The organism is Rhabdothermincola salaria (genome assembly GCF_021246445.1).
GTDB classification, from domain to species: domain Bacteria; phylum Actinomycetota; class Acidimicrobiia; order Acidimicrobiales; family Acidimicrobilacustridaceae; genus Rhabdothermincola_A; species Rhabdothermincola_A salaria.
The window spans coordinates 727,423-752,815 of sequence record NZ_JAJQXW010000001.1; the positions used below are offsets into that span (position 1 = coordinate 727,423).

The following is a 25,393-nucleotide window of genomic DNA, read 5'->3' on the forward strand; positions in this document are numbered from 1 at the left end:
GGCGTCGGCGCCGCCGAGCACCACGATCCGCGTCCCGTCGGGCGCCGCGGGACCGGGCGGCGCGCCGGAGTCCGTGTGGCGAAGGGCCGGGCCTGGCAACATCGAACACCGATGAACGCTGCCGCTCCCGACGCCGACGGGCACGTCGACGCATGGGTCGTCACCTTCTCGGGGCACCGACCGGACGACGTCGGGCTCCGAGAGGCCCTGTGCACCCTCGGCAACGGGTACTTCGCCACCAGAGGGGCCCTGCCGGAGTCCGCCTCCGACGGCACCCACCACCCCGGCACCTACGTGGCCGGGGTGTACAACCGGCTGGTCACCGAGGTCGAGGGCCATCGGGTCGAGAACGAGAGCCTCGTCAACGTCCCCAACTGGCTGGCGCTGCGGTTCCGGGCCGCCGACGGACCCTGGTTCGGCTGCGACACCTGTGACGTCCTCGATCACCACCTCGAGCTCGAGCTCGACCGCGGGGCGCTGATCCGGCGGAGCCGGTTGCGAGACGACCAGGGGCGGATCGTCAGCGTCACCCAGCGGCGCTTCGTGAGCATGCGCCACCCGCACCTCGCCGGGCTCGAGACCACCCTCGTCGCCGAGAACTGGTCCGGTGCGCTCGAGGTGGTCTCGGCCCTCGACGGCACCGTTCGCAACGACGGCGTGGACCGCTACGCGGGGCTCGACGACCGCCACCTCGTCCCCGTCGGGGAGCACCACCACCCGCCCGACGTGATCTGCCTGGTGGCCGAGACCAGCCAGTCCCGGGTGCGCATCGGCGAGGCCGCCCGCACGAGGATGCGGCTGGACGGCCAGCGGATCGAGCCCCAGATCCGGTTCCGTTCCCGACCGGGCCACGCCGCGTCGGAGACGACGGTGGCGCTCGAGGAGGGCCAGGAGCTCACCATCGAGAAGATGGTGGCGTTGTTCACCTCGCGCGACAAGGGCATCACCGAGCCGGCCGAGGAGGCGTGCGACTGGGTCACGCACATCGCGGGCGACTTCGACGAGGCCTTCGCCCGCCACCTGGTGAGCTGGCAGCACGTCTGGGGCCGGTTCCGCACCGACCTCGGCGTCGACGGGGGGCTGGCCCGGGCGCTGCACCTCAACCAGTTCCACATCGCCCAGACGGCGTCGAACAACACCGTCGACCTCGACGTCGGCGTGCCGGCCCGCGGCCTGCACGGCGAGGCCTACCGGGGGCACATCTTCTGGGACGAGCTGTTCATCCTGCCCTACCTCAACGTCCGCCTCCCGCAGGTGTCGAGGTCGTTGCTGCGCTATCGCTACCGGCGCCTCGAACAGGCCCGCCGGGCCGCTCGCGACGCGGGGTACGCCGGCGCCATGTACCCGTGGCAGAGCGCCAGCAACGGCCGCGAGGAGACCCAGACCCGGCACCTCAACCCGGAGTCCGGGAGGTGGCTGCCCGACGCCAGCCATCTGCAACGCCACGTCAACGCCGCCGTCGCCTACAACGTGTGGAACTACGTCCAGGCCACCGGCGACGACCAGTTCCTCCGCTTGTACGGCGGGGAGATGATCCTCGAGATCGCCCGGTTCTGGTCGAGCATCGCCACCTACGACCACGCGCTCGACCGCTACGAGATCCTCGGGGTGATGGGCCCCGACGAGTACCACGAGGGCTATCCCGACCGCGAAGAACCCGGTCTCGACAACAACGCCTACACGAACGTCATGGCGGTGTGGTGCCTGTGCCGGGCCCTCGACGTGTTGGACGCACTCCCGCCGGTCTCGGCGACCGAGCTCCGCGAGCGCCTCCGACTCACCGGCGAGGAGGTGGCCCGCTGGACCGATCTCACCCGCAAGATGAAGGTCTGCTTCCACGACGGGGTCATCAGCCAGTTCGAGGGCTTCGGCGAGCTCGAGGAGCTGGACTGGGCCGACTACTGGGACCGCTACGGCGACATCCACCGCCTCGACCGCATCCTCGAAGCCGAGGGCGACACCGCGGACCGCTACAAGCTCACCAAGCAGGCGGACGTGATGATGCTCTTCTACCTGCTGTCGCCGAACGAGGTCCGCGACCTGCTGGCCCGGCTCGGCTACGACACCGACCCCGGGTTGCTGGCCCGCTGCCACGCCTACTACGAGGCCCGCACCGCCCACGGCTCCACCCTGAGCCGGGTGGTGAGCGCGTGGAGCAGCGCCCGCCTCGACAGCCAACGATCGTGGGGGCTGTTCTGCGAGGCCCTGCACAGCGATCTTGACGACGTACAGGGCGGCACCACGGCCGAAGGCATCCACCTAGGCGCCATGGCCGGTGCCGTCGACCTGCTCCAGCGGTGCTACACGGGCCTCGAGACGACGGGCGACGCCCTCCGGCTCGCCCCGGCGATCCCGGCGGCGCTGGGGTCCCTCGCGTTCCCGGTGCGCTACCGCGGCCACCTGGTCCACCTGCACTGCACCCCGACGAGCGCCTCGGTGCGGGTCGATCCCGACGAAGGGGGCCCCATGACCGTCGAGGTCGCCGGCGAGACCCACGTGCTCGAGCCGGGCCAGGCGGTCGACGTCGAGCTCGACGGGGGCCACCTGCGGCCGATGGCCTGATCCCGGCCCCTCGGTTCGCGCCGGCGAGCCCGGCCCTGTCGCGCTGACCGCCCCCGGCTCGCCGTCCGGGGCCGCCGACCCGGTGGGTCACAGCGAGGTCTGGACCCGACGCAGCAGCTGGGCGTTCAGGGCGACGACGATGGTGGACAGGCTCATGAGGATGGCGCCGACGGCGGGGGAGAGCGTCACCCCCACCCCGGCCAGCACCCCCGCCGCGAGGGGCAGGGCGACGATGTTGTAGCCGGCCGCCCAGGCCAGGTTCTGCACCATCTTGCGGTACGTCGCCCGGGACAGGCGGATCACGCCCGACACACCCCGGGGGTCGCTCGAGGCGAGCACGACCCCGGCGGACTCGATCGCCACGTCGGTGCCGGCTCCGATGGCCAGGCCCACGTCGGCCCGGGCCAGCGCCGGGGCGTCGTTGACCCCGTCGCCCACCATGGCCACCGAGAGGCCTTGGCCCTGCAGTTCGACGACGGCGCCGTCCTTGTCCTCGGGGAGCACCTCGGCGTAGACGCGATCGACGCCGAGGTCGGCGGCGACGGCATCGGCCACCTGTTGCGCGTCACCCGTGATCATCACCACCTCCAGACCCTGCTGGCGGAGCTCGGCGACCGCCTCGCGGGCCTCGGGCCGAACCTCGTCCTCGAGGGCGAAGACCCCGAGGACCTCGTCGCCCGCCAACAGGTGCAGCACGGCCGCACCGCGTGCGGTCCACTCGGCCACCGTGGCGTCCAGATCATCGGGGACCTCGGCCCCGGCCTCGCGCAGCAGGGTGGGCCCGCCCACGGCGTAGCGGGTGCCGTCGACGGTCGCCTCCACGCCCCGTCCGGCGTGGGACCGGAAGTCGGAGGCCTCGGGCACCGACCCGACCTCGGCGGCGCGCTCGGTGATGGCCCGGGCCAGAGGATGCTCGCTGTCGCGCTCCACCGCCCCGGCGAGGGCCAGCACCTCGTCCTCGGTGCGGCCCCTGGCGGCCGCCACCCCGGTGACGACGTGGGCGCCCTTGGTGAGGGTGCCGGTCTTGTCGAAGAGGACCGCGTCGATCGAGCGCATGCGCTCGAGGGCCAGGCGGTCCTTGATCAAGATCCCGGAGCGGGCCGAGACCGCGGTGGAGATGGCGATCACCAGGGGGATCGCCAGCCCGAGGGCGTGAGGGCAGGCGATCACCAGCACGGTGACGGTGCGCACCACGGCGTCGTCGGCGTCGCCCAGCGCCCACCAGGTGAGGAAGGTGACGACCGCGGTGCCGGTGGCCACGTAGAAGAGGAGGGCGGCGAAGCGGTCGGCCAACACCTGGGCCCGGCTGCTGGAGGTCTGCGCCTCGGAGACCATGCGTTCGATGCCGGCCAGGGCGGTGTCGTCGCCGACGGCGGTGACGCGCACCCGGAGGGCGGCACCGGTGGCGATGGTGCCGGCCACCACCCGATCGCCGGGCGCCTTGGTGACGGGTCGGGACTCGCCGGTGATCATCGACTCGTCGACCTCGGCCTCGCCGTCGACGATCTCACCGTCGACCGGCACCCGTGCGCCGGAGCGTACGAGCACGACGTCGTCGAGGCGCAGCTCGTCCAGCACCACCGTCTCGGTGCCGCCGTCGTCGAGAAGGCGTTCGGCGTCGTCGGGGAGCAGCTCGGCCAGGGCGGTGAGGGCGCCGCGAGCCTGGCCGATGGCCTTCATCTCCTGCCAGTGGCCCAGCAACATGATGGTGACGAGGGCGGCCAGCTCCCACCAGAAGTCGAGGTCGAAGAGCCCGACGCTGGTGGCCATCGAGGCCACGTAGGCGACGGTGATGGCCATGCCGATGAGCAGCATCATGCCGGGCTGTCGGTCGCGGATCTCGCGCCCGGCGCCCACCAGGAACGGCCAGCCGCCCCAGAAGAACACCACCGAGCCGAGCGTCGGCCCCACCCACGACAGGCCGGGGAAGGACAGCTCGTAGCCGAACCAGTCCATCACCATCTGGCTGGTCACCACGAGGGGTGCGGTGAGCACCAGCGAGACCCAGAACCGTCGGCGGAACATCTCCGGGTCGTGCCCGGCGTGCTTGTCGTGCCCGCCGTGCTGGTCGTGGCCGCCGTGCCCGCGCTGCTCGTCCTGCGAGCGGTGAGCGGCGGACGGCGCCTCGTCGGCGTGCCCGGTCTCGTCGACGGCGTCCCCGACCTCTGCGCTGTGGTCCATCGTGGGTCCCCTCCCGGACGGTGGTCCGCCGCACCCGACCGTAGAGCAGTGCTGCGGCCGCCGTTCGGCCATCGCCGAACCCGGACCCGGCGGGGCGATCGACGGCGTCGGCGGCGTTCGGGGGGCTCGTCTCGGGAGCACTACCGTCACCCGGCGATGGGACCGATGTGGGCCGCCCTGGGGCTGGTGTTCGTGGCCGAGCTGGGCGACAAGACCCAGCTGGTCGCCATGGGCCTGGGGGCACGTCACCGGCTGGCTCCCGTGCTCGTCGGGGTGGCCCTGGCCTACGCCGTCACCAACCTGTTGTCGGTCGTCGTCGGCGGGGTCCTCGGCGTGGCCCTGCCCACCCGCGCCCTCGGCATCGGGGGCGGCGTGCTGTTCCTCGGCTTCGCGGCGTGGAACCTGCGCGACGGCGGTGACGACGACGAGGCCGAGGCGCTCGCCCGGCCCGGCCACCACGTGGTGGCCTCGGTGGCGCTGGCCATGTTCGTCGCCGAGCTGGGCGACAAGACCATGCTCGCCACCGCCACCCTGGCGGCCCAGGGCGACCCGGCGCTGGTGTGGATCGGCGCCACCGTCGGCATCATCCTCAGCGGCTTCGTCGGGGTGCTGGTCGGCCGGGCCACGGGCGCGAGGCTCCCGCAGCGCGCCATCCGCATCGGCTCCTCCGTGCTCTTCGCCGTCTTCGGCGTGGGGCTGATCGCCACCAGCCTCTGAACCCACGGAGCTCTCGGCGACGCACGTGACGGGGCCCGCCCCGGCGGACGAGACCACCTAAGGTCGGCGACCATGCTGAGCCGATTCGACGAGTTCCCGATCCACCAGGTCCCCCAGCCGTTGGCCGTACCGGCCACCTCGGACCGCAACGCCTACGACCGCTACTGGATGGGCGCCTCCCATCGTGAGGGCCGCTTCCAGGTCGAGATCGCCTTCGGGCGCTACCCCAACCTGGCCGTGCAGGACACGTCGCTGTCGATCTCGGTCGACGGGGCCCAGCACTCCTTCCACGGCTCGCGTCGCGCCCCCGGCGACCCGTCGGACATGACCGTGGGCCCGCTGCGCCTCGAGATCGTCGAGCCCTTCCGCCAGCTGCGGGTGGTGCTCGACGACAACGACACCGGCATCTCGGCCGACCTGCGGTGGCGGGCCCGCACCGGGGCGCTGCTCGAGGACCACACGGTGATGCAGGACGGCATCCACGTCATGGTCGACATGTCCCGCTTCGTGCAGTTCGGCACGTGGGAGGGCACCGTCACGGTCGACGGCACCACACACGAGCTGCGCCACGACGAGGTCGTCGGCGTGCGGGACCGCTCGTGGGGGGTGCGGCCCGTGGGGGCGTCGGCCCCGGGCAAGCCGTCGTCCGCGCCACCTCGGGCCTGGCTGTGGGCCCCGACCCACTTCGACGACGGGTGCGTCGTCGCCGGCTGGTTCCAGGTGCCCGGCGGGGAGTTCTGGCGCCCGGACGGCCACCGCATCGAGGTCAGCGACCCGGTGCCCGAGACCGTCTCGCTGCAGGACGACGCCGTGTCGCGCCTCGACCCGGTGGGCCAACGCCTCGAGTTCCAGAAGGGCACCCGCTGGGTGACGGGAGCCGAGATCGACCTCGTCGACGGCGACGGGGGCACCCACACCATGGTGCTCGAGCCGCTGATGCGCTTCGACATGCGGGGCCTGGGCTACATGCATCCCGAGTGGGGCCACGGCATGTGGCACGGCGAGCTCGAGATCGCTCGCGAGGACTGGCGCTTCGACGAGGTGTCGGCGCAGGACTACACGCACCAGCACGTCCACCACGTGACCCGGGTCCGGATGGGCGATCGGGTGGGGGTCGGGGTGTTCGAGCAGATCATCTTCGGTCCCCACACCCAGTTCGGGTTCTCGGACATCCTCGACGGTGCCCGGTGACCTGAGGCACCACCTCGGCGGGGATCAGTAGTGGGAATCGTTCCCGGTTCTGGTATGGTGCCGGCATGCGCTTCTCGCCGACGCCACGCAGCCGCCCCACGACCCACGCCTCCCCCTCCCGGAAGGGGGGCCGCCGGCGTGCCCTCATCGGGCTGGGCGCCGCCACCGCACTGTTGGCCGCGGCCTGTGGGTCCGACGACGGCGGGGCGGCCGGCGCTGCCGACGGGGCCGGCGGCGGGGGCGGGGGCGTGACGGTCGTGGCGACCACGACGATGCTGGGCGACGTCACGGGCGCCATCGTCGAGTGCGCGGGCGGCCAGGTGACCACGCTGATGAGCCCGGGCGTCGACCCCCACGACTTCGCGGCGTCGTCGGCCCAGGTGGCGGAGCTGGTGCGGGCCGACCTGGTGGTGGCCAACGGCCTCGGCCTGGAAGGGGCCCTGCAGAACGCCATGGAAGGGGCCGAGGCCGACGGCGCGACGGTCTTCGAGGTGGCCCCGCTCGTCGACCCCATCGCCTACGACGACCACGATGATCACGCCGACGACCACTCCGACGACCACTCCGACGAGGTCGCGGCGGGCGACGAGCACGATGATCACGCCGACGACCACGCCGACGAGCACGCCGACGAGGTCGCGGCGGGCGACGAGCACGATGATCACGCCGACGACCACGCCGAAGGGGTCGCGGGCGACGACCACGGCGAGGAGGTGCCGGTGGCCGACGACGACCACGGGGACGAGGGCGACCACGACCACGGGGACGAGGATCCCCACTTCTGGCAGGACGTGGCCCGCATGGCCACCGCGGTCGAGCTCATCGGGGCCGAGCTGGCCGAGGTCAGCAACGACCCGGAGGCCTTCGTGGCCTGCGGCGAGCAGGTGGCCGAGGACCTCCGGGCGCTCGACGCCGAGGTGAGGGCGCTGCTCGAGACGGTCCCCGAGGATCAGCGGGTGCTCATCACCGACCACGACGCGTTCGGCTACCTGGCGGACGCCTACGGCTTCGAGATCGCCGGCGTGGTGGTCCCCGGTGGCTCCACGCAGGCCGCAGCCTCCTCCCAGGAGCTGGCCGATCTGGTCGAGGTGGTCTCGGCCGAGGGTGTCTCGGCCATCTTCTCCAACGCCACGCTCTCGTCGAGCCTGGTCGACGCGCTCAGCGCCGAGGTGGGTGACGACGTGGATGTGGTGGAGCTCTACGTCGACTCGCTGGGGCCCGAGGGTTCCGGCGCGGACACGTATGCGGGCATGATGCGCACCAACGCCGAGCGCATCGCTGCGGCCCTCGGAGGCTGACGCCCGTGACCCCGCCCCACCCATGATCGACTGGCTGATCGAACCGTTCGAGCTCGGCTTCCAGCAGCGCGCCCTCATGGGGGGCGCGCTGGCGGGGGTCATCTCGGCGGTCGTGGGTACGTGGCTGGTGCTGCGGGGCATGAGCTTCTTCGGGGACGCGTTCGTCCACGGGGTCGTGCCCGGGATCGCGGCGGCCGTGGTGCTCGATGTGAACCCGGTGCTGGGTGCCGTGGTCGCGGCGGCCGTGATGGTGGCCGGCATCGAGCTGGTCAACCGCCAGACCGCCCTACGGGAGGACACCGCCATCGGGCTGTTGTTCGTGGGGATGCTGGCGCTCGGCGTGGTCATCATCTCCAGCTCCAACGCCTACACGGGCGACCTCACCGCCATCCTCTTCGGTGATGCGCTCGGGGTCACCACGGGCGACCTGGTGGGCCAGGCCATCGCCGGCGTGGTGGTGCTCGCCGTGTCGCTGGTCCTCTATCGGCCGTTGCTGGCGCTGTGCTTCGACGGCCGCAAGGCCGAGTTGCTGGGGCTGCATCCCCGACGCGCTCACGGCGTGCTGCTGGTCATGATCGCCGCCGCGGTGATCGCCAGCTACCAGTCGGTCGGCACGCTGCTGGTGTTCGGCCTGTTGATCGGCCCACCGGCCACCGCCGCCCTCGTGGCTCGCACCGTGCGGTCGATGATGGCGTTGGCCACCGCCATCGCCCTCGTCTCCGTCTGGTTCGGGCTGGTCCTCAGCTACCACCTGGGCACCGCCGGATCGGCGACGATGGCGCTCGTGCCGATCGTGGTCTTCTTCGTCACCCTCTTCGTCACCCGGGTGCGGGCGGCGTGGCAGCGCCGGTCGGTGCGGGCATGAGCGAGGCGGTGGCGAGAGCCCACGAGCTGGTCGTCGCTTTCGGGGCGACCCGGGTGGTGGAGCCCTCCAGCTTCGAGATCCCCGTCGGTGGGGTGACCGCGGTGATCGGTCCCAACGGCTCGGGGAAGTCCACGCTGCTGGGGGCCATGGTCGGGCTCGTCGAGCCGGCCGGGGGCACCCTCGAGGTGCTGGGCACTTCGCCGCACCGCGCCCGACGGCGGATCAGCTACGTGCTGCAGTCCACCGAGGTGGCCCCCGGCAACCCCATCACCGTCCTCGACACCGTGCGCATGGCCCGCTACCCGGGGCTGGGCCTGCTGGGACGGCTCTCCCGGCACGACCACGAGCGGGTGGCCCAGGCCATGGAGCTGCTCGACATCACCCACCTGGCGCGCCGCCACCTCACCGAGCTGTCCGGTGGCCAGCGCCAACGGGTGTTCGTGGCCCAGGGCATCGCCCAGGACCACGACGCGTTGTTGCTCGACGAGCCGCTCGTCGGGCTCGACCTGGTGTCAGCGCGCACCATCGACGGCATCATCCACTCGGCGCGCGACCGGGGCGCGTCGGTCGTCATCACCACCCACGACCTCGACGAGGCCCGCGCCGCCGACCACGTCGTGCTCATGAGCGGTCGCGTCGTGGCCTCCGGCCCTCCGGCCGAGGTCTGCACCCGACGCAACCTCGAGGTCGCCTACGGGCTGGGTGCGCTGCACCCCTCGGGCGACTTCCTCGACGACCACGCCCACGGGCCCCACGAGCACTGAGGCCTCGGCCACCGGCCGACAGCGTCGCCGCCGGGGTCACGTCGGTCACTCGGCGAAGGTCACGACCGCCTCGCCGGCCCGGATGGTGAGCATGGTGAGGCCCTCTGGGCCGCAGGTGATGCCGTAGCGGGTGTCGGCCGAGATCGAGACGCTGTCGCGAGGGCCCATCTCGGTGGGGGCGGCGCCCTCGGCGCCGTCGACCGTGCAGGACCCGCCCAGCACCACGATGACCTCGCCGTGGGAGTGGGTGTGGGGCTCGATGCGGTAGTCGGCCGGCAGATCGCTGTACTGCACGAACAGGCCGGTCTCGCCCTCGGCGAGCATCTTGCGTCGGGCGCCGGCGGCCATGGCGGCCAGGGCCACCTCCCGGTCGACCTTGGCCCGGGCCAACTCGTCGATCCAGTCGGTGCTCTCGAAGTGGTGGTGCAGGAGCGTCATGGTTCCTCCGGGGAATCGGGGCGGCGGGCGCCTCGGTGGGCTCAGGTGCGGTCGCGCCGGTCCTGTTCGAAGACGGCGACCAGGTGGCGCAAGGCGGTGTCGATACGTTCGATCTCGTCGTCGTCGAGGCCGGCCAGGATGCGTTGGCGACCGACGGCGTAGGCGTCGGACGCCCGCTGGCACAGGCGGCGGCCTCGGGGGGTGAGGCGCACCAGCACGCCTCGACGGTCGGTGGGGTCGGGCCCACGGGACACCACGCCGCGCCGTTCGAGGCGGTCGATGGTCTTGGTCATCCCTCCGGTCGTGCGCACCAGGATGTCGGCCAGGCGCGTGGGGGTGAGCGCCGCCTTCGGCCCTTCGTACTCCAGGACCCGCAACACCGAGTAGTCGGCGAACGTGATGGCGAGCGGGGCCAGGCACTCCTCTTGCAGGGCATCGAGGAAGAGCGCGCTGCGGGTGAGATGGGTGAAAAGGCCCATCGGTCCCGCGCCCCACATCTCGGTCACCTCGGTGGCGGACGGGGGGGCGGTCTCAGCCGGAACGGGGTCGGTCGACACAACGCCGAGGGTAGTCGCGTGGCCAGATGGCTGCCCGGGAAGTAATGTTCGGGGAAGCAGAACCGGGGGGACGACCGATGGCCGAGGAAGAGTTCGATCTGATCGTGCGGGGAGGGATGCTGGTCGACGGCACCGGCACCTCCCGTCGCCGCGTCGACGTGGGCGTCCGGCACGGGAAGGTGGCCGAGATCGGCCGTCTCGACGGGCGCTCGGCTCGCGAGGAGATCGATGCCGAGGGGCTGGTGGTGGCGCCGGGCATCGTCGACGCCCACACCCACTACGACCCCCAGGTCACCTTCGATCCCGTGGCCGCCATGTCCTCCTACCACGGGGTCACCACCGTGCTCGCCGGCAACTGCGGCTTCTCGGTGGCCCCCACGCGGACGTCCGACCGGGCCTACGTCCAGGCCCTGTTCGCCAAGGTCGAGCAGATGCACCCGAGCGCCATGGACGCCATCGACTGGGACTTCGAGACCTTCGGCGAGTACCTGGCCGCCCGTGAGGGGCGCCTCGGGGTGAACCTGGCCTGCTACATCGGCCACTCCAACGTGCGCCGGTGGGTGATGGGCGACGACGGCTCGAGTCGGCCGGCCACCCCCGCCGAGGTCGAGGCCATGGCCCAGGTCGTGGCCGACGCCATGGCGGCCGGCGCCGCCGGGCTCTCCTCCTCGCACGCGCCCAGCCACCTCGACGGCGACGACCGGCCGGTCGCCTCCCGGCTGGCGGACCACGACGAGCTGCTGGCCCTGGCCGGGGCCGCCGGTCGGGCCGGCCCCGGCACCATCGCCTACCTGCCCGAGAGCGCGATCGGGGGGATCACGCCCGACGACGAGGACCTCCTCATCGAGCTCGGTCGGCGCAGCGGGCTGCCGGTGGTCATCCAGGGGCTCGGCGGCCGCAACAAGGTCGACGCGCCCACGGCCACCTGGGATCGGGCCCAGGCCTTCCTCCAGCGGGCCCGTGCCGCCGGCGCACCGGTGTACTCCATCCTCATCGCCCGGCCTCCCGACCGTCCCCTGCGCATCGACGAGAACTGCTTCCACTACCTCTCGGTGCCCTCGTGGGGGGCCATGCTGGCCCTGCCCCACGACGAACGGGTGGCCCTGCTGCGCGACCCTGCCGCCCGCGACGAGCTGCGCCACGCGGTCGAGAACTACAACCGCGACCCCGACCAGGGCACCACCACCCCGCCGCCGCTGTGGACCACGGTCACCGTGGCCCACGTCGCCCTCCCCGAACACGAGAAGCTCGTCGGCCGCACCATCGCCGACCTGGCCGCCGAGTCGGGCGAGGCGCCCGCCGACGTCATGCTCGACCTGGCCCTGGCGGAAGACCTGGCCACGGAGTTCCGCTGGAGCTGGGAGACCGACGAGTGGGCGGCGGCGGTGGCCGAGGCCCAGCTCGACCCCCACATGCTCATCGGCACCTCCGACGGCGGCGCCCACCTCGCCCGCGACGACGGCGCCGACTGGAGCTCGTGGTTCCTGCGCCACTGGGTGCTCGACCGTGGGGTGTGGTCGCTCGAGGAGGGGATCCGCCAGATCACCGGCTACCCCGCCGCCCTGCTGGGCCTCGCCGACCGGGGCACGGTGGAGGTGGGCAAGTGGGCCGACCTGTTCCTCTTCGATCCCGACACCATCGACGCCGGTCGCAAGGAGTTCGTGCGCGACCTGCCCGGCGGCGCCGGCCGGTTCAAGGCCTGGCCAATCGGCGTGCGGGCCACCATCGTCAACGGGGTGCCGGTCATCGTCGACGACGTGCCCACCGGCGCCACGCCCGGGCAGGTGGCCCGGCCGTCACGGGAGGTGCCGGCATGACCGAGCTCGAGGTGCGACCCCTCACCACCGCCATCGGCGCCGAGATCGGCGGCGTCGACCTCCGTGACGTCGACGACGCCACCGCGGCGGCCATCCGCACCGCCCTCGACGAGCACCTGGTCGTGTTCTTCCGCGACCAGCGCCTCGAGCCCGCCGACCACCTCCGCTTCGCCCAGCGCATGGGCACCATCGACGTCGCCCCGTTCGGGCCCAAGCACCCCGACCACCCGGAGATCACCGTCCTCGACCAGGACGCCCCCCGAGGCCAAGGCGCCGACAGCTGGCACACCGACAACACCTACCTGCCCGCGCCACCGCTCGGTTCCATCCTGCGGGCGGTGCAGCTCCCCGACCACGGTGGCGACACCCTCTGGGCCAGCATGTACGCCGCCTACGAAGGCCTCTCCCCACCCGTGCAGCAGCTGCTCGACGGGCTCACCGGCGTGCACGACCTCACCCGCATGCTGCGCATCGCCCACAGCAACGGCCAGGCGAGCGAGGCGCTCGACGCCATGCAGGCGCAGTACCCGCCCCAACGTCACCCGGTCGTGCGCACCAACCCCGTCACCGGCCGCAAGGCCCTCTTCGTGAGCCGCAACTGGGTGAGCCGCATCGAGGGCCTCACCGAGCGCGAGAACGAGGTGCTGTTGCCGTTCCTCTTCGAGCACGTGCGCGACCCGGCGTTCCAGGTCCGCTTCTCGTGGCGCCCCGGGTCGATGGCCATGTGGGACAACCGGTGGGTCCAGCACTACGCCGTGGCCGACTACACGGGCACGCGTCGCATCATGCACCGCATCACCCTCACCGGCGACGTGCCCGTCTGACCACGCGCCGACGGCGTCAGACGTCGAGGGCCGACAGCTCCGTGCGTATGAAGATGCCCTCGCCACGGGCGGTGACCTGCCCGGCGTGGCTGATCGTGCCCACGGTGAACACCTTGCGGCCCTCCACCCGGTCGATCCAGCCCTCGAGCTCCAGCTCGGTGCCGAGAGGCGTGGGGCGCTCGTAGCGGACGCTGAGGGTGCCGGTGAAGGCGCCGAGGCCGTTGATCACGTTGGTGACCCCGAGCAGCTCGTCGAAGATCAGGGCGATGTTGCCCCCGTGGACCATGTCGGGCGGACCGACGTAGGGCGCCCCGAGCACGGCGGTGCCCGTCGTGCGCTCGCCGTCGGAGGTCAGCACGATCGGCGGCGACAAGGGGTTCAACGGGCCCACCACGGGGCTGTACGGGAAGAAGCCGGCCGGGTCGCGCCCTGCTGGTCCGCCGCCGCCGAGCATGACCTCCGGATAGAGGGCGCCCTGCATCCGCATGGCCTCCACCCGGTGGGGGGCGAGCAGGGCGGCGGCCTCGGCGGCCAGGCCGGCCACCTGCTCGAGCACCTCGGCCGGCGCGTCGGCCACCCGCAGGCCCTCGATGAGCGAGCGCACGGCCTGCGCCGCCCCCGCCGTGGCCTCGTGCTCGCCGACCTGGCCCGTGGCCGACCCGGCGTCGCGCCGCTCACCCGACGTCATGATCCATCCCCCTCGCGTCGGCACCGCTCCCACGGCAGGTGCCGGCGGCGAGCCTAGGTGGTGGCGCAGGGGGCTCGGGACGGGCCCGTCGGCGGCTCTGCGTACCCTGGGCCCGATGCCGCACCGTCGATGTCGACCATGACCGGGGCCACGCTCGGCGAGCGGGTGCCCGCCCGCGACGACCCCGACGAGATCCTCGACGCCTTCACCGGCTGGGTGGCCGACCGCGGCCTGAGCCTGTACCCCGCCCAGGAGGAGGCGCTGCTGGAGATCCTCGGCGGCGCCCACGTGATCGTGAACACCCCCACCGGCTCGGGCAAGAGCCTGGTGGCCATCGCCGCCCACTTCGCCACCCTGGCCCGGCCCGGGGCCCGCAGCTTCTACACCGCCCCCATCAAGGCGCTGGTCTCGGAGAAGTTCTTCGACCTCTCCCACGTGTTCGGCGCCCGCAACGTGGGCATGCTCACCGGCGACGCGGCGGTGAACCACGACGCCCCGATCATCTGCTGCACCGCCGAGGTGCTGGCCAACATGGCCCTGCGCCACGGGCGCGACGCCCCCGTCGACCAGGTGGTGATGGACGAGTTCCACTACTTCGCCGACCCCGACCGCGGCTGGGCCTGGCAGGTGCCGTTGCTCGAGCTCGTCGACGCCCAGCAGGTGCTGATGTCGGCCACCCTCGGCGACGTCTCGGCCTTCGAGACCGACCTGCAACGGCGCACCGGGCGCCCCGTGGCCGTGGTGCGCTCCGCCACCCGGCCGGTGCCCCTCGTGCACCACTACCGGGTCACCCCGCTCACCGAGACCATCACCGAGCTGCTCGAGACCCACCAGGCGCCCGTGTACCTCGTGCACTTCACCCAGGCGGGCGCGGTGGAGCAGGCGCAGTCGCTGATGAGCCTCAAGCTGTGCTCCCGCGAGGAGAAGGACGCCATCGCGGCGGCGATCGGGAGCTTCCGCTTCGCGGCCGGATTCGGTCGCACCCTGTCGAAGTACGTGCGCAACGGCATCGGGGTGCACCACGCCGGGATGCTCCCGAAGTACCGCCGGTTGGTGGAGCGCCTGGCCCAGGAGGGCCTGCTCAAGGTGATCTGCGGCACCGACACCCTCGGGGTGGGCATCAACGTCCCCATCCGCACCGTGGTCTTCACGTCGTTGTCCAAGTACGACGGCATCGACGTCCGCCTGCTGAGCGCCCGGGAGTTCCACCAGATCGGCGGCCGGGCCGGCCGCGCCGGGTACGACACCATGGGCACGGTGGTGGTCCAGGCCCCCGAGCACGCCATCGCCAACGCCAAGATGGTGGCCAAGGCCGCCGGCGATCCCCAGAAGCTGAAGCGGATGGTGAAGAAGAAGCCGCCGCCGGGCATGGTCTCGTGGGGTGAGCCCACGTTCACCCGGCTGGTCGACGCCGAGCCAGAGCCCCTCACGTCGAGCTTCGCGGTGAGTCACACCATGGTCCTCGACGTGCTCGACCGGCCCGGCGACGGCCGGACCGCCCTCCACACCCTGCTGACCGACAACTACGAGCGCGACCGCGACCGCCAGGCCCACCTCGACCGGGCCGCCGAGATCGAGGCGTCACTGCTCGCCGGCGGGGTGATCGAGGAGCTCGCCGAGCCCGACGAGGACGGACGCACGGTGCGCGTCACCGTCGAGCTCCAGGACGACTTCGCCCTCAACCAGCCGCTGGCCCCGTTCGCCCTCGCCGCGCTCGAGCTGCTCGACCCCGACGACGTGGCCCACCCCCTCGACGTGGTGTCGGTGATCGAGTCGGTGCTCGACGACCCCCGCCAGGTGATCGCCGCCCAGCTCGACAAGGCCAGGGGCGAGGCGGTCGCCCGCATGAAGGCCGAGGGCATGGAGTACGACGAGCGCATGGCCGAGCTCGACCTCATCACGCATCCCCGGCCCCTCGCCGACCTCCTCGAACCGGCCTTCGACACCTACCGCGAGGCCCACCCGTGGGTGGCGGACTCGCCCCTGCGCCCCAAGTCGGTGGTCCGCGACATGTACGAGCGGGCCATGGGCTTCGGCGACTATGTGGCCTTCTACCGTCTGGGACGGTCCGAGGGCACCTTGCTGCGCTACCTCACCGACGCCTACCGCACCCTGGTCAAGACCGTGCCCGAGGATCTCAAGACCGAGGGGCTGGTGGACCTCACCGAATGGCTGGGGGAGCTGGTCCGCCAGGTCGACTCCAGCCTCCTCGACGAGTGGGAGGCCCTGCGCGACCCCGACCCGGAGCACGTCGTCGACGAGCTCGAGGTGCGCCGCGACGCCGAGCCTCCTCGGTTCAGCGAGAACCGGCGGGCGTTCACGGTCGCCGTCCGCAACGCCATGTTCCGCCGGGTGGAGCTGGCGTCGCGGCGCCACTGGCAGCAGCTGGCCGGGCTCGGCCTCGAGGACGGGGAGGTCAACCGGGGCTGGCGGGCGGCCGACTGGGAGGAGGCCTTCGCTCCGTACTGGGCCGAGCACGACGCCATCGTCACCGACGCCGATGCCCGCAACCCGACCTGGCTGGAGATCGCCGAGAGCCCCACCGAGTGGCGGGTGCGTCAGGTGCTGGCCGACCCAGAGGAGGACCGCGAGTGGGGCATCGACGCGACGGTCGACCTCGAGGCCTCCGACGAGGCGGGCGAGGTGGTCGTGCGGCCCGTCGGCGTCACCCGCCGGGGCGCACCGACGCCCCACGGGTGACCGGGGCCGGTCAGGCCCAGGGGCCCACCGTGCGGAAGGCGAAGGGGCTGGCACCGGCCGGGACGGCCTCGAGGGGCCGGGTCAACTCGTCGTGGGTCGGGGCGCCGATGGCCGAGGCGACGCCGGCCAGGGCGCTGGCGTCGAGCCCGTACACCTCGATGGCGGTGCCCCCCACCATGGCCCGCACGACGTCCTCGGGGAGGTCGGCGAAGGTGTGGCGCAGCGACAGCAGGCTGTAGGGGGTGTCGCCCACCTGGAACGTGCTCTCCATGTGCGGGTAGTCCGAGCCCCACATGACCCGATCGGCGTAGCCGTCACGCACCGCCCCGTGGGCCTCGGCCCGGGACAGGAAGCTGGCACCGATGAACACGTTGCGGTGCAGGTACTCCGACGGCCGCTTCGGGACCTGGCGGGCCAGGGCCCCTCCGTAGCTGGTGTTGGCCATGTGCACGGTGTCGAGCTCGGTGACCAGGTAGGGCCACCACTCCCCGGGCTGCTCGGTGAGCACCAGCTTGAGATCGGGATGGCGCTCGAAGACGCCGGCGAACACGAGCAGGTGGGCGGCGCGGCGGCTGAACCACCCGCCGCTCTCGATGGACATGAGCGCCACCAGCTCGGGGCCCTGGAACACCGCCGGGTCGCCGGCCCCCGAATGGGTGGTCAGCGGCATCGACAGCTCCTCGGCCGCCTCCCACAGAGGCTCCCAGGCCCGATCGTTGTAGGGACGCAGCCAGGTTCGAGGGGCAGGGAAGTTGATCCCCCGCAACCCGGCCTCGGCGGCCCAACGCACCTCGGCGACGGCGGCGTCGACGTCCCACATCGGCAGGTGGGCCAGGCCGATGTGGCGAGGGGCGCCGGCGGCGCACATCTCGGCCAGCCAGGTGTTGTAGATGCGGATGCCGACGGCGGCCAGCTCGGGATCGTCGGGGGGCCCGAGCATCGAGGTCTGGAACGGGATGGGCTGGTTGTTCTGGCTCCCGTGGAAGACCACCTCGGCGGCGATGCCCTCGAAGTCGAGGTCGCGCCGGCGGGCGTCGGGGTCGTGGTGACCCGGTGTCCACTGGTTGCGCCACGGCGACAACGGGTCGTCGTTGCTGGGGTCGTGCTCGACGTAGCGGCCCCGGCTGCGCTCGCCGTCGGCCACGTAGGCGTCGAAGGCGGCGAGGTGCTCGGGTGGGCACAGTGGGCGCAGGTCCTCTTCGAGTCTCGGGCCGATGTGGCAGTCGGCCGAGACGATCACCACCGGGTCGTCGCTCATGGTTCCCCCTCCAAGGTCTCGCCGCACCTTAGTGAGCCGGGTCGCCCGGGCTCGGGCGCCGGAGCTCAGTCCAGGGCGTCGGGGTCGCGTCGGGGGCGCCACCCCTGCAGCAGCCGGGTGTAGTTGACCCGCTCGAAGGCGTGGGGGTCGGCCACGTTGTCGAACGCAGTGGCCCCACGCGCTTCGTCGACCGTGCGGTAGCCACCCTCGTCGAGCCAGGCGACCAGCTCGTCGCGGATCGAGGCCAGGCCCGGCGCCCCGCCGACCAACAGCGCGGACGCCACCTGTACGGCGGAGGCGCCGCACAGGATGGCCTTGGCCGCGTCGTGGCCACGGTGCACCCCGCCGGTGGAGCCGAGGGAGAGGTCCACCCGCCCGTGCAGCAGGGCCAGGGCGTGGAGGCGCAGGGGCAGCTCGTCGGGAGAGGACAGGGTGAGGTGGCGATCGACGTCGAGGGTGTCGAGGTCGATGCCCGGTTGGTAGAAGCGGTTGAAGACGGTGACACCGGCGGCGCCGGCCGCGGCCAGACGGACCACGAACGCCGGCAGCGCGGTGTAGAAGGGCGAGAGCTTCACGGCCACCGGCACGTCGACGGCGGCGACCACTTCCTCCACCACGGTGATCTGGCGGCCCTCCACCTCGGCGCTCGACTCGTCGGTGGCGGTCACCACGTCGTAGAGGTTGAGTTCGATGGCGTCGGCGCCGGCGTCGGCCATCTGGCGGGCGATGTCGGTCCACCCGCCCGGGGTCACCCCGTTGAGCGAGCCCAGCACGGGCACGTCGACCGCGGCCCGCACCGCGGCGAGGTGGGCCAACGCCGGTTCGGGCCCGAGGGAGAAGACCTCCGACTCGGGCAGGAACGAACGGGCCTCGGCGTCGGTGTCGACGTAGCTGTCGATGAGGCGGTGGGCGGCCAGCTGCTCGGCCACGATCTGCTCCTCGAACACCGAGCGCACGACCACGGCACCGGCTCCGGCGTCGACGTAGCCGGGCAGGGCCTCGACGTCGTCGGCCACGGGGGAGGCCCCCACCACGAGCGGGCTGGGCACGCGCAGACCCAACCAGGAGGTGGACAGGTCAACCATGGTGGGGCTCCTCGGGGGGCAGGGCGATGCGGGCCAGCTGCTCGTAGAGCGCATGGCGATCGCGGATGGCCGCCTCGGCGCCCGCGACCAGCTCCTCGTAGCGCGTCGGGTCGCGCAGCTCGACCATGCGGAAGCGGGCCTCGTGCTCCATGTAGGAGCGCACGGGGAGCGAGGTGGGGTCGGCGTCGACGACCAGCGGCGGCTCGCCGTGGGCCAGGCGGCGAGGGTCGAAGCGGTAGAGGGGCCAGGCCCCGCTGGCGATGGCCCGGCCCTGCTGGGCAGGGGAATCGACCAGGTCGTACCCGTGGGCGATGCAGGGGCTGTGGGCGATCACCAGCGACGGGCCCGGATAGGTCTCGGCGTCGCGGAGCGCCTCGAGCGTGTGACGGCTGCGGGCCTGGATGGCGACGCTGGCCACGTAGACGTGCCCGTAGCTCATGGCCAGCAGTCCGAGGTCCTTCTTGCGGGTGGCCTTGCCAGCGGCGGCGAACTTGGCGACGGCCCCGAGCGGGGTGGCCTTGGACTGCTGGCCACCGGTGTTGGAGTACACCTCGGTGTCGAGCACGAGCACGTTGACGTCGCGACCGGAGGCCAGCACGTGGTCGAGGCCCCCGAAGCCGATGTCGTAGGCCCAGCCGTCGCCGCCGATCGCCCACACGGAGCGAGGGACCAGCTCGTCGGCGATCGCCGAGAGGCGCTGGGCCGGCGGATCGTCGCGGTGGGCCAGCAGCCGACGCAGCTCGGCGATGGCGCGGCGCCGCGCCGCCACCTCCTCATCGGTGTGGCACGGGCCGTCGAGGGCGGCGACCAGCTCCGGCGGCAGCTCGGCTGCGCAGTCGTCGAGCAGGGCGTGGGCCCGGCGGGAGGCGACGTCGACCCCCAGGCGCAGACCGAGGGCGAACTCGGCGTCGTCCTCGAACAGCGAGTTGCTCCACGCCGGACCCCGCCCGTCGGCGTCGGTCGTGTACGGGGTGGTGGGCAGGTTCCCGCCGTAGATCGACGAGCACCCGGTGGCGTTGCCGATCACCAGGCGGTCGCCGAAGAGCTGGGTGAGGGTGCGGATGTAGGGCGTCTCGCCGCACCCGGCGCACGCGCCCGAGAACTCGAAGCGGGCGGGAAGCAGCCCGAGCGCCCGGGGGATGCGGGGGATCCGGGTGCGGTCGATCTCGGGGATCTCCCGCAGGAACGAGAAGGCCTCGCGCTCGCGCTCGCGGTGCTCGGCCGCCGGCCGCATGTTGATGGCCCTGCGCTTGGGTTGGCTGCGGTCCTTGCCCGGGCACACCTCGACGCAGAGCCCGCAGCCGGTGCAGTCGTCGGGGGCCACCTGCACCACGTAGCTCAGCCCCTCGAGCTCGGGAGTGTGGGTCTCGGGCTGGGAGCGGAACGCGGCCGGCGCCCCGGAGGCGTCGGCGGGCTCGAACGCCCGGGTGACGATGGCGGTGTGGGGGCAGATCATCGAGCACCGGTTGCACTGGATGCAGACGTCGGGCTCCCACACGGGGATGTCGAGGGCGATGGCCCGCTTCTCGTACCGGCTGGTGCCCGTCGGCCAGGTGCCGTCGGGGGGGAAGGCGCTCACCGGGAGACGGTCGCCGTGACCCTCGAGCAGCAGTCGGGTGACCCGCTGCACGAAGTCCGGCGCGTCGTCGGGGACGGCCGGACGCCGCCGCCGGGTGGCGTCGGCGGCATCGGGCACCGGGATCTCGTGGAGCCCGGCGAGGGCGGCGTCGATGGCGGCCACGTTGCGGCGCACGACCTCGGGGCCGCGTCGTCCCCACGTGGCGGCGACCGACTCCTTCACCGCGTCGATGGCCTCGTCGGTGTCGAGCACGTCGGAGAGCTCGAAGAAGCAGGTCTGCATGATGGTGTTGATGCGGCGCCCCAACCCGGTCGAGGCGGCCACGGCCGCGGCGTCGATCGCGTAGAGCCGGCACCGCTTCTCGACCAGGGCGTCCTGCACCTCCCGGGGCAGGCCCGCCCAGACGGCACCGGTGGGGCCGGGCACGTTGAGCAGCACGGTGGCCCCGGGGCGGGCCCGTTCGAGGACCTCGACCCGGTCCAGGAGCCCGGGGTCGTGCACCGCCACCAGGTCGGCGTGGCGGATCTGGTACGTGGCTCGGATGGGTCCGGGCCCGAAGCGCAGGTGCGACACCGTCATGGCCCCGGACTTCTTGGAGTCGTAGACGAAGTAGCCCTGCGATGCCGCGTCGGTGCGGTCGCCGATGATCTTGATGGACGCCTTGTTGGAGCTCACGGTGCCGTCGGAGCCGAGTCCGTAGAACACCGCCCGGGTGACGGCGGGGTCCTCGCAGTGGAAGTCGTCGTCGACCGGGAGCGAGAGGTGGGTGACGTCGTCGTTGATCCCGACGGTGAAGCGGGGGCGGGGGTCGGACGCCTCGAGCTCGTCGAGGGCGGCCTTGGCCATCGCCGGGGTGAACTCCTTGGAGGAGAGCCCGTAGCGGCCCCCGATGAGCCGGGGGAGCTCGGCCCGCCGGCCGCGGGCCAGGGCGTCGACGAGGGCGGCGGTGACGTCGAGGACCAGCGGTTCGCCGACCGAGCCCGGCTCCTTGCTGCGGTCGAGGACCGCGACGCCACGTACCGACGGCGGCAAGGCGTCGAGGAAGGCGTCCACGGCGAAGGGGCGGTAGAGGCGCACCTTCACCAGCCCGACCCGTTCGCCGGCGCCCACGAGGTGCTCGACCGCTTCGTGGGCGGCTTCTGCCCCCGAGCCCATCATCACCAGCACCCGCTCGGCCTCCGGATGGCCGACGTAGTCGAAGAGGCGGTACCGCCGTCCGGTGCGCTCGCCGAACGCGGCCATGGTGGCGGCCACGATGCCCGGGCAGGCGTCGTGGAAGGGGTTGGCGGCCTCGGTGGCCTGGAAGAAGGTGTCGGGGTTGTGCGCCGTGCCCCGTACCACCGGGTGGTCGGGGGAGAGGGCTCGCGCCCGGTGGGCCTCGACCGCGGGCTCGTCGATGAGGGCCCGCAGCGTCTCGTCGCCGACGACCGCCACCTTCTGGAGCTCGTGAGAGGTGCGGAACCCGTCGAAGAAGTGCAGGAAGGGCACCCGCGACCGCAGGGTGGCGGCATGGGCCACGGCGGCCAGGTCGGCCGCTTCCTGCGGCGAGCCGGAGGCGAGGAGGGCCAGGCCGGTGCCGCGGGTGGCCATCACGTCGGAGTGGTCGCCGAAGATCGACAGGGCGTGGGTGGCGATGCTGCGGGCGGCGACGTGGAGGCAGAACGGGGTGAGCTCACCGGCGATCTTGTAGAGGTTGGGCAGCATCAACAGCAGGCCCTGCGACGCGGTGAAGGTGGTGGTCAACGCCCCCGCCTGCAACGCCCCGTGGACGGCGCCGGCCGCGCCGCCCTCGGATTGCATCTCGGTCACTTCGGGCACGGCGCCCCAGAGGTTCGGGCGGTCGGTCGAGGCCCACTCGTCGGCGTGCTCGGCCATCGGCGACGCCGGCGTGATCGGGTAGATGGCCACGACCTCGGAGAGCCGGTACGCGATGTCGGCCACCGCCTCGTTGGCGTCGATCGTCATGATGCGGTCTGCGGCCATCGGCACACCTCCCTCGCGGGGAACCTACCGGCCCGGACCTCGGGGCGACACGGCCATCCGACCCCACCTGGCCGGCTCATCGGACACAGAGGGTTCACGAGATCCGGGTCGTGGGGCCCGCTTCCGTCTGCAAGCCTCGCGGGGTGACGTCTCCTCTCGACGATGCCCTGCGGGCCGACATCCGCCGCCTCGGACAGCAACTGGGCGACACCCTGATCCGCCAGGAAGGACGCGAGTTCTACGACCTGGTGGAGGAGGTGCGGGCCCTGGCCAAGCAGATCCGGGTGGGCGGCGACCGGCTGGCGTTGCTCGACCGCCTGGCCGGCATCGACGAGGTGACGGCCATCCGGATGGTGCGCGCCTTCAGCTCGTACTTCCACCTCGCCAACATCGCCGAGCAGGTCCACCGCCAGGCCGACCTGGTGGGGCCGTCGGAGCCTGCCATCGGGTTCGCCGCGTCCGGGGACACGCCGCGGCCGGTCTCGGTCGAGACGCTCGCCACCCTGGCCCGGAACCTCGACGTCCGTCCGGTGTTCACCGCCCACCCGACCGAGGCGACGCGGCGGACCGTGGCCCACAAGCGCCGCCAGATCGCCGACCTGTTGATGGCTCGCGGCGACCCTCGAGGCGACGACGCAGCTCGGGCCCGCATCGATCGCCACGTGGCCGAGACCATCGACCTGCTCTGGCAGACCGACGAGCTGCGTCGCCGGAAGCCGACACCCGTCGACGAGGCCGCGAACGTCCTCGCCGTGCTCGACGACCTGCGCCGAGACGTCGTGCCCGGACTGTTGGAGGACTGGGCCGAGAGCCTCCGTCGGGCCGGCGTCGACCCCGACCCCACGCGGCGGCCCCTCCGCTTCGGCACCTGGGTGGGCGGCGACCGCGACGGCAACCCGTACGTGACCCCTGCGGTCACCCGCGACGTGCTCGGCACCCAGCGTCGGATGGCTCTCGACGGGGCGATCGAAGGGGTCGACGTCCTCATCAGCGAGCTGTCCGGGTCCACCGCGGTGCGGGGCTGCAGCGACGAGCTGGTCCAGCACCTGGCCCGCGAGGCCGAGGTGCTGCCCCGGGTGCAGGCCCGTTTCGGGGAGCTCGACGCCGAAGAGCCGTACCGTCTGGCCCTCACCTTCGTCCGCGACCGCCTGGAACGCACCCGGGCCGACCGTCGCGAGGGCTACGCGGACGTGGACGGGCTCGTCGCCGACCTGCTGCGCCTCCGGCGCTCGCTGATGGCGTCGCGCGGTGAGCGCATCGCCCAGGGGCCGCTCGACCGCTACCTGCGCACCGTGGTGGCGTTCGGGTTCGTCATGGCCACCATGGACATCCGCGAGGACGCGTCGGCGCACCACGACCTGTTGGCGGTCCTCTACGAGCGTCTCCCCGGCGCGACCACCTCCTACCGTGAGCTCGACCGTGAGGCCCGCATCGACCTGTTGGGGGCCGAGCTGGCGTCGGGGCGCCCGCTCGCCCCGCCCGGTCTGCGCCTCGACGAACGGCTGGGCGCCACACTCGAGCTCTTCGCCACCATCGACACCCAGCTGCGGCGCGTGGGGGCCGAGGCCATCGAGTCCTACATCGTGTCGATGGCGATGGACGTCGACGACGTGCTGGCACCGGCGGTGCTGGCCATGGACGCCGGGCTGGTCAGCGTCGCCGACGGCGTGGCCCGTCTCGGTTTCGTGCCGCTGTTCGAGACGCCCGATGCCCTCGAGCGGGCACCCGACGTCCTGCACCGCCTGCTGTCGGTCCCCGCGTATCGGCGTCTCGTCGAACTGCGAGGCGATCACCAGGAGGTGATGCTCGGGTACTCCGACTCCAACAAGATCGGCGGGACCACCACCTCGCTGTGGGGCATCCATCGGGCGATGCGCGCCGTGCGCGACGTCGCCGCCGAGCACGGCGTGGTGCTCACCCTCTTCCACGGCCGCGGGGGCACCACCGGTCGGGGCGGGGGGCCGACGGCCGACGCCATCCTCGCCCAGCCGGCTGGGGTGCAGCGGGGGTCGATCAAGATCACCGAGCAGGGCGAGGTCATCTCCGACAAGTACGCCACCCCGGAGCTGGCCCGCCACAACCTGGCCACGACCATGGGGGCAGTCGTCGAGGGAGCCCTCTTCCACACCGAGTCGCGTCTGTCGGACGATCGCCTGGCCCGGTGGGACGAGATCATGGACCTCGTCTCGGACGCCTCCCGCCGGGCCTACCGCGAACTGCTCGAGCACCCGTCCCTGGTCGCCTACTTCCGCAGCTCCACGCCGGTCGACGAGCTGGCCGGTCTCAACATCGGCTCCCGGCCGGCGTCGCGGTCCACACCGGGTTCGCCCGGGGGTCGCGGGCCCGACGGAGTCGAGCAGCTGCGGGCCATCCCGTGGGTCTTCGGGTGGACGCAGTCCCGCCAGAACGTCCCCGGGTGGTACGGGGTGGGCCGGGGGCTGGCCGCCGCCCGCGACGCCGGCCACGGCGACGAGCTGGCCGAGATGGCCAGCGGGTGGCCCTTCTTCCGCAGCTTCTTGTCCAACGTCGAGATGGTGCTGGCCAAGACCGACCTCGGGATCGCCTCGCTCTACGTCGACCGCCTCGTCGATCCCGACGATCGGGACCCGTTCGCCCTCATCGAGGGCGAGTACGCCACGACCGTCGGCGAGGTCCTCCGGGTGCTCGACCAGGGCGAGCTGCTCGAGGACAGCGCCGCGCTGGCGCGCACCCTCGAGCTGAGGGATGCCTACCTCGAGCCCCTCCACGTCGTGCAGGTCGAGCTGCTGTGCCGGGCCCGCGCCGACGACGACCCCTCGCCGACGTTGCGTCGGGCCCTGCTGCTGTCGATCAACGGGATCGCCAACGGCTTGCGCAACACCGGCTGACCATCGGGTGGGCGGCGGT

17 protein-coding genes are annotated in these 25,393 nt (G+C 72.5%); 10 read left to right on the forward strand and 7 right to left on the reverse strand.

The window, feature by feature from the left end; genetic code table 11:
* The first annotated feature begins 111 nt into the window (after positions 1-111).
* On the forward strand, positions 112-2,562 hold the full coding sequence (locus LUW87_RS03355) for a glycoside hydrolase family 65 protein (protein WP_232669655.1): 2,451 nt from the start codon (positions 112-114) through the stop codon (positions 2,560-2,562).
* A gap of 87 nt (positions 2,563-2,649) precedes the next feature.
* Here the strand turns inward: LUW87_RS03355 and LUW87_RS03360 are convergent, their stop codons facing one another.
* Positions 2,650-4,743, reverse strand: coding sequence for a heavy metal translocating P-type ATPase (locus LUW87_RS03360; RefSeq protein ID WP_232669656.1), 2,094 nt, complete (start codon positions 4,741-4,743; stop codon positions 2,650-2,652).
* A 156-nt stretch (positions 4,744-4,899) separates the two neighbouring features.
* Here LUW87_RS03360 and LUW87_RS03365 point away from each other — a divergent pair, with 156 nt between their 5' ends.
* The 5 genes from LUW87_RS03365 (at position 4,900) to LUW87_RS03385 (ending at position 9,578) form a co-directional block, all read left to right on the forward strand.
* Positions 4,900-5,460, forward strand: a complete 561-nt coding sequence (locus tag LUW87_RS03365; protein ID WP_232669657.1) for a TMEM165/GDT1 family protein — start codon at positions 4,900-4,902, stop codon at positions 5,458-5,460.
* Positions 5,461-5,532: 72 nt separating this feature from the next.
* Complete coding sequence (locus LUW87_RS03370) at positions 5,533-6,651, forward strand: Rv3169 family protein (RefSeq protein ID WP_232669658.1); 1,119 nt, start codon at positions 5,533-5,535, stop codon at positions 6,649-6,651.
* Between the two features lie 65 nt (positions 6,652-6,716).
* On the forward strand, positions 6,717-7,949 hold the full coding sequence (locus tag LUW87_RS03375; protein ID WP_232669659.1) for a metal ABC transporter substrate-binding protein: 1,233 nt from the start codon (positions 6,717-6,719) through the stop codon (positions 7,947-7,949).
* A gap of 22 nt (positions 7,950-7,971) precedes the next feature.
* The gene (aztB, locus tag LUW87_RS03380) at positions 7,972-8,814 is read left to right on the forward strand and encodes a zinc ABC transporter permease AztB (RefSeq protein WP_232669660.1); all 843 of its coding nucleotides are present in this window, start codon (positions 7,972-7,974) and stop codon (positions 8,812-8,814) included.
* On the forward strand, positions 8,811-9,578 hold the full coding sequence (locus LUW87_RS03385; RefSeq protein WP_232669661.1) for a metal ABC transporter ATP-binding protein: 768 nt from the start codon (positions 8,811-8,813) through the stop codon (positions 9,576-9,578). The genes aztB and LUW87_RS03385 overlap by 4 nt, the downstream gene beginning before the upstream one ends.
* Positions 9,579-9,623: 45 nt before the next feature.
* On the opposite strand, the gene LUW87_RS03390 is transcribed toward LUW87_RS03385, so the two are convergent.
* Together LUW87_RS03390 and LUW87_RS03395 are read right to left on the reverse strand one after the other, a co-directional pair.
* Entirely contained in the window at positions 9,624-10,016 is a 393-nt protein-coding gene (locus tag LUW87_RS03390; RefSeq protein ID WP_232669662.1) for a cupin domain-containing protein, read from the reverse strand.
* A 41-nt stretch (positions 10,017-10,057) separates the two neighbouring features.
* Entirely contained in the window at positions 10,058-10,495 is a 438-nt protein-coding gene (locus tag LUW87_RS03395) for a MarR family winged helix-turn-helix transcriptional regulator (protein WP_232669663.1), read from the reverse strand.
* A gap of 155 nt (positions 10,496-10,650) precedes the next feature.
* Here LUW87_RS03395 and LUW87_RS03400 point away from each other — a divergent pair, with 155 nt between their 5' ends.
* Entirely contained in the window at positions 10,651-12,390 is a 1,740-nt protein-coding gene (locus LUW87_RS03400; protein ID WP_232669664.1) for an N-acyl-D-amino-acid deacylase family protein, read from the forward strand.
* The gene (locus tag LUW87_RS03405; RefSeq protein ID WP_232669665.1) at positions 12,387-13,214 is read left to right on the forward strand and encodes a TauD/TfdA dioxygenase family protein; all 828 of its coding nucleotides are present in this window, start codon (positions 12,387-12,389) and stop codon (positions 13,212-13,214) included. The genes LUW87_RS03400 and LUW87_RS03405 overlap by 4 nt, the downstream gene beginning before the upstream one ends.
* Before the next feature lie 16 nt (positions 13,215-13,230).
* Here the strand turns inward: LUW87_RS03405 and LUW87_RS03410 are convergent, their stop codons facing one another.
* Positions 13,231-13,902, reverse strand: coding sequence for a PaaI family thioesterase (locus tag LUW87_RS03410; RefSeq protein ID WP_232669666.1), 672 nt, complete (start codon positions 13,900-13,902; stop codon positions 13,231-13,233).
* Positions 13,903-14,040: 138 nt separating this feature from the next.
* On the opposite strand from LUW87_RS03410, the gene LUW87_RS03415 reads away from it, so the two are divergent.
* Positions 14,041-16,602, forward strand: a complete 2,562-nt coding sequence (locus tag LUW87_RS03415; RefSeq protein WP_346742417.1) for a DEAD/DEAH box helicase — start codon at positions 14,041-14,043, stop codon at positions 16,600-16,602.
* A gap of 10 nt (positions 16,603-16,612) precedes the next feature.
* Here LUW87_RS03415 and LUW87_RS03420 read toward each other — a convergent pair whose 3' ends face one another.
* From LUW87_RS03420 to nifJ, 3 genes are all read right to left on the reverse strand, one after another.
* On the reverse strand, positions 16,613-17,860 hold the full coding sequence (locus tag LUW87_RS03420) for an amidohydrolase family protein (RefSeq protein ID WP_232669668.1): 1,248 nt from the start codon (positions 17,858-17,860) through the stop codon (positions 16,613-16,615).
* 65 nt (positions 17,861-17,925) lie between these two features.
* The gene (locus LUW87_RS03425; RefSeq protein WP_232669669.1) at positions 17,926-18,945 is read right to left on the reverse strand and encodes a dihydroorotate dehydrogenase-like protein; all 1,020 of its coding nucleotides are present in this window, start codon (positions 18,943-18,945) and stop codon (positions 17,926-17,928) included.
* A complete protein-coding gene (gene nifJ, locus LUW87_RS03430) occupies positions 18,938-22,507 on the reverse strand; it encodes a pyruvate:ferredoxin (flavodoxin) oxidoreductase (protein ID WP_232669670.1) in 3,570 nt (1,189 codons plus the stop codon). The genes LUW87_RS03425 and nifJ overlap by 8 nt, the downstream gene beginning before the upstream one ends.
* A 143-nt stretch (positions 22,508-22,650) precedes the next feature.
* Between nifJ and ppc the strand changes: the two genes are divergently transcribed.
* Entirely contained in the window at positions 22,651-25,374 is a 2,724-nt protein-coding gene (gene ppc, locus LUW87_RS03435) for a phosphoenolpyruvate carboxylase (RefSeq protein ID WP_232669671.1), read from the forward strand.
* Positions 25,375-25,393 lie beyond the last annotated feature (19 nt).

Bases quoted from the DNA above. Each gene is read 5' to 3' on its own strand.
- LUW87_RS03405 (WP_232669665.1), top strand. From the start codon at position 12,387: ATGACCGAGCTCGAGGTGCGACCCCTCACCACCGCCATCGGCGCCGAG.
- LUW87_RS03400 (WP_232669664.1), top strand. From the start codon at position 10,651: ATGGCCGAGGAAGAGTTCGATCTGATCGTGCGGGGAGGGATGCTGGTC.
- LUW87_RS03365 (WP_232669657.1), top strand. From the start codon at position 4,900: ATGGGACCGATGTGGGCCGCCCTGGGGCTGGTGTTCGTGGCCGAGCTG.
- LUW87_RS03370 (WP_232669658.1), top strand. From the start codon at position 5,533: ATGCTGAGCCGATTCGACGAGTTCCCGATCCACCAGGTCCCCCAGCCG.
- LUW87_RS03410 (WP_232669666.1), bottom strand. From the start codon at position 13,902: ATGACGTCGGGTGAGCGGCGCGACGCCGGGTCGGCCACGGGCCAGGTC.
- LUW87_RS03385 (WP_232669661.1), top strand. From the start codon at position 8,811: ATGAGCGAGGCGGTGGCGAGAGCCCACGAGCTGGTCGTCGCTTTCGGG.
- LUW87_RS03395 (WP_232669663.1), bottom strand. From the start codon at position 10,495: ATGGGCCTTTTCACCCATCTCACCCGCAGCGCGCTCTTCCTCGATGCC.
- LUW87_RS03425 (WP_232669669.1), bottom strand. From the start codon at position 18,945: ATGGTTGACCTGTCCACCTCCTGGTTGGGTCTGCGCGTGCCCAGCCCG.
- LUW87_RS03375 (WP_232669659.1), top strand. From the start codon at position 6,717: ATGCGCTTCTCGCCGACGCCACGCAGCCGCCCCACGACCCACGCCTCC.
- aztB (WP_232669660.1), top strand. From the start codon at position 7,972: ATGATCGACTGGCTGATCGAACCGTTCGAGCTCGGCTTCCAGCAGCGC.
- LUW87_RS03415 (WP_346742417.1), top strand. From the start codon at position 14,041: ATGACCGGGGCCACGCTCGGCGAGCGGGTGCCCGCCCGCGACGACCCC.
- LUW87_RS03360 (WP_232669656.1), bottom strand. From the start codon at position 4,743: ATGGACCACAGCGCAGAGGTCGGGGACGCCGTCGACGAGACCGGGCAC.
- nifJ (WP_232669670.1), bottom strand. From the start codon at position 22,507: ATGGCCGCAGACCGCATCATGACGATCGACGCCAACGAGGCGGTGGCC.
- LUW87_RS03390 (WP_232669662.1), bottom strand. From the start codon at position 10,016: ATGACGCTCCTGCACCACCACTTCGAGAGCACCGACTGGATCGACGAG.
- LUW87_RS03355 (WP_232669655.1), top strand. From the start codon at position 112: ATGAACGCTGCCGCTCCCGACGCCGACGGGCACGTCGACGCATGGGTC.
- LUW87_RS03420 (WP_232669668.1), bottom strand. From the start codon at position 17,860: ATGAGCGACGACCCGGTGGTGATCGTCTCGGCCGACTGCCACATCGGC.